Annotated in this window: 9 protein-coding genes; all 9 read left to right on the top strand. The window is 27.4% G+C overall.

Features of this window, described 5'->3' with window-relative positions; translation table 11 throughout:
- Positions 1-57: 57 nt before the first annotated feature.
- Positions 58-1020, top strand: coding sequence for a sugar ABC transporter permease (locus AAT22_RS15300; RefSeq protein ID WP_084820785.1), 963 nt, complete (start codon positions 58-60; stop codon positions 1018-1020).
- Positions 1020-1847: a carbohydrate ABC transporter permease gene (locus AAT22_RS15295; protein WP_047001862.1), complete on the top strand. Its 828-nt coding sequence runs from the start codon at positions 1020-1022 to the stop codon at positions 1845-1847. The genes AAT22_RS15300 and AAT22_RS15295 overlap by 1 nt, the downstream gene beginning before the upstream one ends.
- 30 nt (positions 1848-1877) lie before the next feature.
- Entirely contained in the window at positions 1878-5036 is a 3159-nt protein-coding gene (locus tag AAT22_RS15290) for a hypothetical protein (RefSeq protein ID WP_047001861.1), read from the top strand.
- Between the two features lie 16 nt (positions 5037-5052).
- Positions 5053-6393, top strand: a complete 1341-nt coding sequence (locus AAT22_RS15285) for a glucosylceramidase (RefSeq protein WP_047001860.1) — start codon at positions 5053-5055, stop codon at positions 6391-6393.
- A gap of 68 nt (positions 6394-6461) precedes the next feature.
- Complete coding sequence (locus tag AAT22_RS15280; protein ID WP_016206285.1) at positions 6462-7478, top strand: LacI family DNA-binding transcriptional regulator; 1017 nt, start codon at positions 6462-6464, stop codon at positions 7476-7478.
- A 53-nt stretch (positions 7479-7531) separates the two neighbouring features.
- Entirely contained in the window at positions 7532-10228 is a 2697-nt protein-coding gene (locus AAT22_RS15275) for a cellobiose phosphorylase (RefSeq protein ID WP_047001859.1), read from the top strand.
- Positions 10229-10514: 286 nt separating this feature from the next.
- A complete protein-coding gene (locus AAT22_RS15270; protein ID WP_016206283.1) occupies positions 10515-10748 on the top strand; it encodes a hypothetical protein in 234 nt (77 codons plus the stop codon).
- Between the two features lie 48 nt (positions 10749-10796).
- On the top strand, positions 10797-12203 hold the full coding sequence (locus AAT22_RS15265; protein ID WP_047001858.1) for a GH1 family beta-glucosidase: 1407 nt from the start codon (positions 10797-10799) through the stop codon (positions 12201-12203).
- A 197-nt stretch (positions 12204-12400) separates the two neighbouring features.
- The coding region (locus tag AAT22_RS15260; RefSeq protein ID WP_047001857.1) for a MurR/RpiR family transcriptional regulator at positions 12401-13128 on the top strand (728 nt) is incomplete at its 3' end.

The raw sequence follows: 13128 nt of genomic DNA, 5'->3' as shown, positions 1-13128 counted from the left end.
AGAGGTGAAAATAAATTTCACCTCTTTAATAAAATTAAGATGTTGGGAGGGATAAAAGTGAATTTAGGTAGAACTAATTATAGTAACAAAATTGAAATTAAAGAAAAAACATCTTTTAAAAGTATAAATAAAATAAATAGGTATGGGTATTTATTTATTCTGCCATTTTTAGTGGTTTTTATAATATTTAATATATATCCTATACTCAGAACTTTATATCTAAGTTTTACAAATTTTAATGGATATGGAAAGATTGAATTTATATGGTTTGATAATTATACACGTCTAATTCAAGATAAAATGTTTTGGAATGCATTAGTTAATACCGTAAAGATATGGGGAATAAACATAATAATTCAACTTGGTTTAGCATTTTTATTAACAATTATATTTAGTGATATGAAATATAGAATGAAGGGACTTAGTCTTTTTAGAGCTTTATTTTATTTACCTAATTTAATTGCAGCAACATCCGTAGCATTTTTATTCGCAACTTTATTAGATTGGCAATTTGGATCCTTAAATCAACTTTTAGTAAATGCAGGTCTAATTAATAGTAAAGTTAATTGGCTAGGACAACCAGGTACTGCAGTAATTGTAGTAGCAGTAATTGGTGCATGGATGTGGTTTGGAAATTCATTTTTAGTATTAATGGCTGGTGTTCAGGGAATATCAAAAGATTATTATGAAGCAGCAACAATTGATGGTGCTGGTAGATGGACAATATTTGGCAAGATAACATTACCCCTTTTAAAACCTATATTGCTATATGTTGCTATAACCTCATTAATAGGTGGTCTGCAAATATTTGATATCCCATTTTTAATTACCGATGGATTAGGTTCACCATCAGGATCAATAAATACAGCTGTTATGTACTTATATAATACAGCATTTAGGTTTAATAATGTTGGATATGCATCAGCTATTGCTTATGGATTATTCTTTATAATAGCAATATGTTCAGCTTTCACATTTAAAACAATGTATGGATCAAAGAAAGATAAGGGGGTAAGTTAATGTTCACGAAGTTTAAAAAATCATTATTATATTTATTCTTAATTATTTTGAGTATTATATGCTTAGCCCCATTTGCAATGATGTTAGTTAATGCAACTCGTAGTAATCAAGAAATAATATCTGGTTTTACATTAATTCCTGGAAGCTCCTTATTAGATAACTGGAATGCTATGGGTAAATATTTCAATATATTTACTGGTCTTCGTAATAGTTTATTTGTTTCAGTATGTGTAACACTATTAACAGCATATTTCTCAGCATTAACAGCTTATGGATTTGCAATATACAAATTTAAAGGCTCAAATATAATATTTACTATAATTTTAGTATTAATGATGGTTCCATCACAATTAGGATTATTAGGATTTTATGATTTAGTAAATACAATGGGATTAATGGATAGTTATATACCACTTATAATTCCTTCCATAGCAAATCCATTTGTAGTGTTCTTTTTAAAGCAATATATAGAATCTGTATTACCTAGAACTATTATTGAAGCAGCCAGAATAGATGGAGCAAGTGAAATAAGAACATTTCATAAGATTGGTATTCCGATAATGATGCCAGGAATAGCAACTATATCAATAACAACATTTATAGGATCATGGAATAATTATTTAGTTCCATTAGTTTTATTACTTAGTCCAGAGAAGTTTACATTACCAGTAATGATGGGATCATTGAGAGCGTCTAAAGATATAGCTTCAAATATGGGAGCAACATATTTAACAGTTGCAGTTTCAGTATTACCTATAATCATAGCCTTCATGTTCTTATCAAAATATATTATTAGTAGTATATCCGCAGGTAGTGTCAAGGAGTAGATTAAATTATATTGAGAGGAAGGTTGGAAGATGGATAAGAATAGTAGAAGTAAAGCAGATTATATAGATGAATCAGGCTTTTACGTTATAGAAAATTACGATATAAAACCACCTTTTGCAAGTTTTTTATCAGGAGTTGCTGGTATAGAAGGTATTCCAATGTGGTCATTTTATGTAAATAGAGGTCAAGTGATTAGTAGTATTGGGATTAAGGATAAAAACAATTGTATAATGGAATTTTTTCCAGCAAATGAAGCGTATAAGATGGTTACTACTAATGGATTCAGGACGTTTATAAAGATTATATCAGATAACTCAAATATAATTATAGAGCCGTTTTCAGTTAGTAGAAGTGAAAATATTAAGAGAATACTTAAGATAAAAAATAATGAATTGAGGATAATAGAAATAAACAAAGATATAAATTTAGAAATAGAAGTAAAATATTTTACTATTCCAAATGAAAAATTTGCAGCACTTGGAAGAGAATTAAGGATAATTAATAAATCTAATATAGTAAGGAATATAGAAGTATTGGATGGATTAGCCGCAATTTTACCATATGGTTCTAATAATAAGGATTATAAAGAGATAGGAAATACATTAAGAAGCTGGATGCAGGGAGAAATCAAAGAAAATAATGTAGCAATATATAATTTAAGATCTTCTACAGGGGACACAACAAAGGTTGAGATGGTGAATAATGCATATTTTTATATAGCATTTGATGATAGTGAAAAAGTACTAAAACCTATAGTAGATCCGGAAAATATTTTTGGATATGATACTAGCTTAGTAAATCCATTCAAGTTCAAAAATAGTGTGGAAAAGTTATTTGAAAGTAATGAGAATATTTGCTACAACAAAGTACCTTGTGCTTTTTCTGCAAAACAAGCAGTTTTGATGGAAAAAGAAGAAGTTAAGATTCATAGTTATATAGGATACATGAATAGCATTAATGAAGTAGATGATAACTTAAATAAGTTGTTGAGTAAGAAATATTTTAATGAAAAGATTATAGAAAGCAATAAGTTAATAGACAGCATAGCTGAGCATGTCCATACAGTAACTAATTATTCATTATTTGATGAATATATTAAACAATGTTATATAGATAATGTTTTAAGAGGAGGATATCCATTAAAAATAGGTAAGGATAAAGTATATTACGTCTATTCCAGAAAACATGGTGATTTAGAAAGAGACTATAATTTCTTTAGTATAGAGCCCAATTTTTATTCTCAAGGTAATGGGAATTTTAGAGATATAAATCAAAATAGAAGAATGGATATTTACATTCATCCTTTCACTAATAAGGAGAATATTAAATTATTCAATAACTTGATACAACTTGACGGATATAATCCATTAGTTATAAAAGGAAAGAAGTTTTATATAGATAAAAGAAGAAAAGCTTCAATTATAAGCATATTAAAAAAATATGAAATTAAAAATGAGGATATATTAAATAGTATTCACAATAATGAATTTACATTAGGAGAATTATATTCATATATATTAAAAGAACAAAATTTATCAAGTGATAAAATTAGACCTTTAATTGATGAAATAATAGATATTTGTGAAGAAAAAGTTGAAGCTGATTTTGGTGAGGGATTTTGGATTGATCACTGGACATATAATCTTGATTTAATAGAAGAATATTTAGGCGTTTATCCTGATAAACTAAAAGAATTGCTAATAGAGGATATGGAATATAAATTTTATAACTCTCCAGAGCATGTTTTACCTAGAAGTGAAAAATACATTATAGACAACAATACTATTAGGCAATATGTAGCCTTAAATAAAAAAGGCAATATAAATCAATGGATATATAATAAAGAAGGAAAAATATATAAGACTAATTTGATCACAAAGCTGTTCATGCTTACTACTATTAAATTTATGACTTTAGATGTTATGGGATTTGGAATTGAAATGGAAGCAGGTAAGCCAGGATGGAATGATGCTATGAATGGACTTCCAGGTCTTATAGGATCAAGTTTTGCAGAAACAGCAGAGCTAAAAAGATTAGCATGTTTTATTAAAGAAAATATAAATCTAATAGAAACTGGATTAAAGCTTCCAGTAGAATTTTATGATGTAGTTAAGAAATTAACGGATAATCTTTCGAAAAATCTTAATGATATATTACCTCAAAGTGAATATTGGGATATAATTTCAAATATAAGAGAAGATTATAGGGAAAAGGTTAAATACTCAATAGATGGAACTGAAAAAATATTATATAAAGATGATATGGAAAATGCAGTAGATAAGATGATACAAAAAATAGATATAGGAATAGATGGAATAAAAGAGTTGAATGATGGAAAAATTCCTACATTTATGTATTATGAAGCTGTAAAATTTACTAAAGATAAAAATGGAAATATAAATCCTATAGAGTTTAAAGTTAATTTTCTTCCTTTATTTTTGGAAGGATATGCAAGATATCTTAAAACGAATTTAGAAGAAAAAGAAAAGAAGGAAATATATATAACTTTAAAAAATAGCGATATTTATGATAAAAAATTAAAAATGTACAAGACATCAGAATCTTTAGAAAAGGTTACATTTGAAATAGGGAGAGCAAGGACTTTTACATCAGGATGGCTTGAAAGAGAATCAATTTTCATGCATATGGAATTTAAATATATTTTAGAACTAATAAAAGAAGGGCTATATGAAGAATTTTATGAGGATATAAAAAATGTATTACCTCCTTTTATGGATTCAAAAGTATATGGAAGAAGTATATTAGAAAACTCTTCATTTATAGCAAGCAGTGCTAATCCAGATGAAAGAACACATGGAAGAGGATTTATCGCAAGATTAAGTGGAACTACTGTAGAAATGTTAAACATATGGAAGATAATGACAGCCGGAAAAAATATATTTAAATATGAAAATGGAGTTTTAGAATTCGAATTAATGCCAGTATTGCCAAAAGATTTCTTTAAAAATAATATAATAGAAACTACTTTACTAGGAAGTATAAGGCTAAAGTATATCAATAAGAATAACAAAGATACCTTTGGTTCAGGAAAAGGAAATATAACTAAATATGAATTAATAGGTATTGATAATAATATTAAAGTAATTAACCAAAAGAAAATACTTGGAACTGATGCTGAAAAGATAAGAAGTGGCCAAATAAGAGAAATAATAGCTACAATAGAATAATGGAGAGGTAATAGTTATGAATGATTATAAGGTATTTGTTACTTGTAAGCATACTAAAGATAGATTAAATGAATATTGCTTAGATGATATTAGTATAGATGATAATAAAGACTTAAATTGTACAATTACAGTAGATACTAAAAAAAGATTCCAAAAAATATTAGGATTTGGAGGAGCAATAACTGAATCAAGCGCATATGTACTTTCTAAGATAGATGAAGAAGAAAAGAAAAAAATTCTAGATTTATATTTTAATGAAGAAAATGGAATAGGATATAATTTTGCAAGGATTCATATTAATAGCTGTGATTTCTCACTAGAGAATTATAGTTTTGTTGAAGAAAATGATAAATCATTAAGTAGTTTTTCTTTAGATAGATATGAAAAATATGTACTACCATTACTTAAAGAGGTTATTAATGAGAAAAAGAGTGAATTAAATATACTAGCAAGTCCATGGAGTCCACCAAGTTACATGAAAACCAATAATGAAATGAATAATGGTGGAAAATTGAAGAATGAATATAAACAATTATGGGCTGAGTATTATGTTAAGTATATAGAAGAAATGCAAGAAAAGGGATTTAATATCTGGGGGGTTACTGTACAAAATGAGCCAGCAGCAAAGCAGATTTGGGATTCATGTTTGTATTCAGCTGAAGAAGAGAGAGATTTTGTAAAATATTATTTAGGGCCTACTTTTGAAAGAAATAAATTACTCGATAAAAAAATAATAATATGGGATCATAATAGAGATTTAGTTTATAATAGGGCTAAGACAGTGCTAGAGGATAAAGAAGCAAATAAATATGTATGGGGTACAGGCATACATTGGTATGTTTCAGAGGAGTTTGAAAATACATCAAAGGTTCATGAAGAATTTCCAGATAAGCACATAATATTTACTGAAGGATGTCAAGAAGGTGGAGTTCATATTGGTTCTTGGGAGCCAGGAGAAAGATATGGTAGAAATATAATTGGTGACTTAAATAATTATGTAGAGGCATGGATAGATTGGAATATAGTTTTAGATGAAACTGGCGGACCAAATCATGTCGGAAACTTATGCGATGCTCCAATAATAGTAGATACACAAAAAAAAGAAGTAATATATAACAGTTCTTTTTATTATATAGCACACTTTAGTAAATTCATTAAGAAAAATTCATTAAGACTGTTAACTAAAGTCACTAATGACAAAAAGATATATGCACTTTCTTGCATAGACTACAAAGAAGATGTATGTATAATTTTAATGAATGAAAATGAAGAAGATAGAAATGTTACTTTAAAAATAGATAATGAAATTATTGATTTGAAATTAAAAGCAAATTCAATATATACTTTATGTAAATAACTATTAAAGACTAATCATAAAGAACTAATGTAATGATGAACTTAAAATAGAAGGGATGAGATGAAACGGTGATTACAATATACGAAATCGCAAAAATTGCAGGAGTTTCTCCTACAACTGTATCAAAAGTAATAAATAATTATCCAGATGTGAGTGATAAAACTAGAAAAAAAATTAAAAAGATATTAGAAGAAGAAAACTTTCTTCCAAACTCTCAGGCACAAGGGCTAACCACAAAGAGAACTTGGACATTAGGAATTGTTTATTATGAAGACCTTGGTGTAGGATTAAGTCATCCTTTCTTTTCTAAAGTAATAGAGGCATTCAAAAAACAATCAGATATACATGGATATTCATTATTGTTTGGTTCTAAAAATGATAGACTGAAAAATGATACTTTTTTAGAATATTTTAAGTATAAATGTGTTGATGGGGTAGCGATTATTTGTACAGATCCTCATGATAAGGAGACATTATCTCTTGTAAATAGTAATTTTCCAATTGTAATAATAGATATGTTTGCGGAATATGCATCAACAGTTACATCAGACAATAAATCAGGATGCAGACAAGGAATTGAATATTTATATAATTTAGGGCATAGAAAGATTGCTCATATATACGGTACATCAAACGGTGATAATTGGCCAAGTACCGTAAGAAAAGAATCTTATATAGAAAGCATGAAAGAATTAGGGCTAAAAATACCAAGAGGATATTTAGTAGATGGTACAAACTTTGATTTTACTGGTGGATATAAAGCTATGCAAAAGTTATTAAAATTAAAAAATAGACCTACAGCTGTTTTTACAGCAGGAGATAAGATGGCCCTTGGTGCTATAGAAGCTATAAGGGAGGCTGGACTTAATGTACCAGGGGATATCTCAATCTTGGGATTTGACGATATAGAGATATCACAATATGTCACTCCCAAATTAACAACTATAAGGCAAAACTGTGATGAAATAGGGAGAGCAGCAGTAGATATTTTAGTAGAACAAATAAATAAGAAAGAAAAGCTAAAAATTAATAAGGTAATACCTGTAGAATTAATTGTAAGGGAATCTTGTACTAAAATTGATTAATATGCTCAAATAAATAATAAAGTAGATAAATTAAAAATAAGGGGGGATTAATATTGCAAAGAATTAATTTTCAAAATTATACAGGGAAATTTACACTTAAGGATCCAGAAAAGAATAGCTATTTATACTTTCCAATAGCTAATGAAATTGGAGTTATGTCTAGTTTGACACCTACTTTAAATGGTGATTGCAAGATGAATCAAAATACATTTTTATTAGCACCAGTTAGTAGTGAAGATCTTCATAACAATAAGTCATCAAGAAATTTCTGGATATATGTTGAAGGAAAAACTGCTTGGTCTGTAACAGGGGTATCATCACAGCAGCAATCAAAAGTTTTTTCTAAAGAAAAGGAAGAAACTGAAATTGAATGTAGCATAATGTGTCATAAGGTAATCAGAACCTCTAAAGAGATGGGATTAAAAAGTGAGATAATCAATTTTGTACCAAATGGATATAAAGTTGAATTAATGAAAGTAACAATAACTAATATATCAGAAGAAGATATAAATATAACTCCAACAGCAGCTATACCGCTATATTGTCGTTCAGCAGATAATATAAGAGATCATAGACATGTTACTTCATTATTGCATAGAATAGAAACTATTAATTCAGGGGTAATAGTTAAACCAACACTTACATTTGATGAGAGAGGTCACAAAATAAATGAAATAGTTTATGGAGTTATAGCAGTAGATGAAGATAAAAGTATGCCAATAAGCTTTTCACCTATAGTAGAAGAATTTATAGGGGAAGGCGGTTCCTTTGAAAATCCAGAAAGTATAATGTTAAATAAAGAATTTAATGTTAAGTCGGGAGAAAAGTTTGAGGGATATGAAAGTATAGGAGCATTAAGATTTAAGAATGAAAAAATGAAACCAAATGAATCAAAATCTTATATAATTGCTTTTGGATATGGGGAATCAGTAGATGATTTCGAAAAGCTTACTAGTACATTATTAAAGGAAACCGATTTCGAAGAGTTATTAAAAGATACTAAATTATATTGGGAAAATAAAATTAATCTTAAATATAATACTGGAGATAGCACATTTAATAATTGGATGCATTGGGTTAATTTTCAACCTATTCTTAGAAGAATATATGGATGTTCATTCTTACCTCATCATGATTATGGAAAAGGGGGAAGAGGATGGAGAGATTTATGGCAAGATTGTTTAGCTTTGTTAGCAATGGATCCTAAAGAAGTAAGAGAAATGCTATTAAATAATTTTGCAGGAGTAAGATTTGATGGCTCCAATGCAACTATTATAGGAGCAAATTTAGGAGAATTTATAGCAGATAGAAATAATATAACTAGGGTATGGATGGATCATGGTGCATGGCCATTCTTAACTACTAATTTATATATCAATCAAAGTGGAGATATAAATTTTCTATTAGAAAAACAAAGTTATTTCAAAGATTTACAAACTGTACGAGGTACTGACAAGGATAATCTATGGAGTATAGAGCAAGGAAATAAATTATTAACAAAAGAAAATAATATATATTTAGGTACTATTTTAGAACACATATTAGTACAACATTTGACTGCATTTTATGATGTAGGAGAAAATAATAATATGAGGTTAAGAGGTGCTGATTGGAATGATGCTTTAGACATGGCTAAGGAAAAAGGAGAAAGTGTAGCATTTACAGCATTATATTCAGGAAATCTAGTTAATATATGTGAACTTTTAAAGAAAATTAAAAACGAAAATAAAATTAAACACGTAGAGATGGCAGAAGAGATAGAAGTTTTGTTATTCAAAAATAATATATATGATTATCCACAAGAAAAGATAAATATTTTAAATACTTATTGTAAAAGTTGTAATCATGATATAAAAGGAAGAACTTCTGAAATTGATATAGATTTATTAGTTAAAGACCTTGAAGAAAAAGCAAATTGGATAAAGAATCACATTAACTCTAAAGAATGGATTACAAATTCAGAAGGTTACAGTTGGTATAATGGTTATTATGACAATAGTGGAAAAAAAGTTGAAGGTGACTTTGAATCAGGCACAAGAATGATGCTTACAGGACAAGTATTCACAATAATGAGTAATATAGCAACGGAAAAACAAGTAAAAGAGATAGTTAAGGCAGCTGATAGTTACTTATATGACAAGGAAGTTGGAGGATATAGACTAAATACTAATTTTAAGGAATTAAAAATGGATTTAGGCAGAATGTTTGGGTTTGCTTATGGAAGTAAAGAAAATGGAGCAGTTTTTAGTCATATGACTATTATGTATGCCAATGCACTTTATCAAAGAGGTTTTGTAAAAGAAGGATTTAAAGTTATAGATGCACTATATAAACACTGTATTAATTTTGAAGTTAGTAAGATATATCCTGGAATACCCGAATATATAAGCTCTAAGGGACGAGGAATGTATCATTATTTAACAGGATCAGCAAGTTGGCTTATTTTGACTGTATTAACGGAAATGTTTGGAGTAAAGGGAAGTTATGGAGATATGAAACTTGATCCTAAACTATTACTAAGTCAATTTGATGAAGACAACAAAGCAAGTATAAGTTTAGTATTTAGCGACAGAAAATTTAAAGTTGAATATATAAATGAATTGCATAAAGATTTTGGAGAGTATAAAATTCAAGAAATATTCATCAATAATGAAACATATGAATTTGATAATTTAAATACCATAGATAAAAAATATATAAATTCACTAGAAGTAGATAAAGAACATATAATTACTGTTATATTAAAATAAAAAGTAATGATATCCTTAAAATAAATAATATATAAAGGAGAGATGGGTATTTTACTATCTCTCCTTTAATAGCAGTGTAATTAAAATAGATTTAATATATACTTTTTAATAATAAATAATATATTTTCCTAAAGATTATTGATATAATTATGATAACGATTTGTTACAAAAATAAAACAAATTATAAAATGTGATATTTGTTTTATTAATTCATAAAAATAGGCTTTAAATTAAAAAGTATTGTAAAATTATATTAAAGAATTAAAAAATCGTAGGGGGATAAGTTATGTATAATGTAGAAATAAATGGAGTTCAAATGAAATTTATAAGAGAATTTTTTGATAATTATGAGGATGATAAAGTTAAGCTTACAGTAAGTGATGATAAAAATAGAATAAAAATAATTTATTCAGCTGAAACAAGTTTAACAGCAAAAGAATTAGAATCATATTTAAAAACACAATTTAAAACAAAATCAAAGTATGGAACAGCACTTTATTATACACTTTATGTAAAGTAACAAATTGAAATAAATTAAGCTTATTTTTATGAATTGGAGGAAATATAAATGAAGTTTGCAAAGGATTTTTTATTTGGAGCAGCATCTGCATCATATCAAGTAGAAGGTGCCTGGAATGAGGATGGAAAAGGAATTTCTAATTGGGATGTATTTTCTAAGATACCAGGGAAAACTTTTGAAGGAACTAATGGTGATATTGCGATAGATCATTATCATAGATATAAAGAAGATATAAAATTAATGGCGGAGATGGGATTAGAATCATATAGATTTTCAATTTCATGGCCTAGAATAATACCAAATGGTGTAGGAGAAGTAAATCAAAAAGGAATAGAATTCTATAACAATATAATAAATGAATGTTTAAGTTATGGAATAGTTCCATTTGTAACATTATATCATTGGGATATGCCTCAAGTTTTAGAAGAAAAAGGTGGATGGATAAATAAAGAAACAATAGACGCATTCTTAAATTATTCAGAAGTTTGTTATAAAGCCTTTGGAGATAGAGTTAAACATTGGATTACATTCAATGAAACAGTAGTATTTTGTGGACTAGGATATTTAGCAGGAGCACATCCGCCAGCAATAGTAGGTGATTTAAATAAATATTTCCAAGCCACTCATAATGTATTTTTAGCTCATGCTAAATCAATTGAACTATATAAATCATTAAAACAATATGGTGAAATAGGTATTACACATGTATTTTCTCCTGCATTTAGTATAGATAATAAAGAAGAAAATATAATTGCAGCTAAGCATGCAAATGAAATTGATACAAATTGGTATTATGATCCAATATTAAAAGGTGAATATCCTAAATATGTTGTAGATATCATTGAGCAAAAAGGAATTAAAATTGATTGGACAGATGAAGAACTTCAAATAATAAAGAGAGCTTCAGATAAAAATGATTTTATAGGACTTAATTATTATCAACCTCAAAGGGTAATGAAAAACAATATGGATGAAGAAGTTGAGAGAAATAGAGAAAACTCAACAGGAGCACCAGGTAATCCTTCATTTGATGGTTTTTATAGAACTGTTAAAATGAATGATAAAAAGTACACAAAATGGGGATGGGAGATATCACCTGAAGCATTTTTAGAGGGATTAAGAATGCTAAAGGGTAGATATGGAGATATAAAAATATATATAACAGAAAATGGATTAGGTGATGAAGATCCTATAATAGAAGATGAAATTGTTGACATACCTAGAATTAAGTTTATTGAAACTCATTTAAAAGCTGTTAAAAATGCAATTGAAGAAGGAATAAACTTAAAAGGATATTATGCATGGTCAGTTATTGACTTATTAAGTTGGTTAAATGGATATAAAAAGCAATATGGTTTTATATATGTAGATCATAAAAATGGTTTAGCTAGAAAGAAAAAAGCCTCTTTCTATTGGTATAAGCATATAATAGAAACAAGAGGCGAAGATATATAAATTTAATTAAAGACATTTAATTTAGGGCTGGGATCTTCATAAAAATAGATTTCAGCCTTTTATAATAATTATCTAGCTAAAGTGGTATAATTATATAAAGATTATTTAAATTTAATATAAAAAATTATTATTAATTTAAATATTTAAGATTATATATAACTATATACATTATCTTAAATTAGCAAAGGAGATGAGTAATGTTTAGTTATAATAAAATACAAAGTTTAAATGAATTAGAACTATCCCTTTATAATTATATAATGAAAAATAGTGAAAAAGTAATTTATATGAGAATAAGGGAATTAGCAAATGAAGCTCATGTGTCAACTACCACTATACTAAGATTTTGTAAGAAATTAGATTGCGAAGGATTTTCAGAATTTAAATTAAAGTTCAAAATGTATATTGAAAAAGGTGGAGGAAAATCATTAACAGATAATACCTCAATGATAATTGATTTTTTAAAAAAGGCACAAAGTATGGATTATAGAGAAAAAATAGATATGGTTTGTGATGAGTTAAATAATGCCAATACAATAATATTTGTTGGAATAGGATTTTCAGGTATTCTTTCAAAGTATGCAGCAAGATATATTTCTGCAATAGGTAAAAATGCTATATATATAGATGATCCGTTTTATCCTATAAATATTAAATGTACAGAAAATTATGTTACTATTGCATTTTCTGTGTCTGGAGAAACTCCAACTGTAATAGACCATATAAATAGGTTAAAAAGAAAGGGTAGTAAAATGATAAGCATTACCAATAATGAAGATTCAACTTTAGCAAGAATATCAGATATAAATATTGGTTATTATGTGCAACAAGAAAAAATAGAAGAAAACGATATTACAACACAAATACCAGCGTTATACATTATTGAAACAATAGGTAGAAAATTATATAGAAATTATAAGGGATA

The sequence above is a fragment of the Clostridium sp. C8 genome (assembly GCF_001010885.1).
Lineage (GTDB): Bacteria > Bacillota > Clostridia > Clostridiales > Clostridiaceae > Clostridium > Clostridium sartagoforme.
This window is presented reverse-complemented; position numbering and strand designations above follow the sequence as displayed.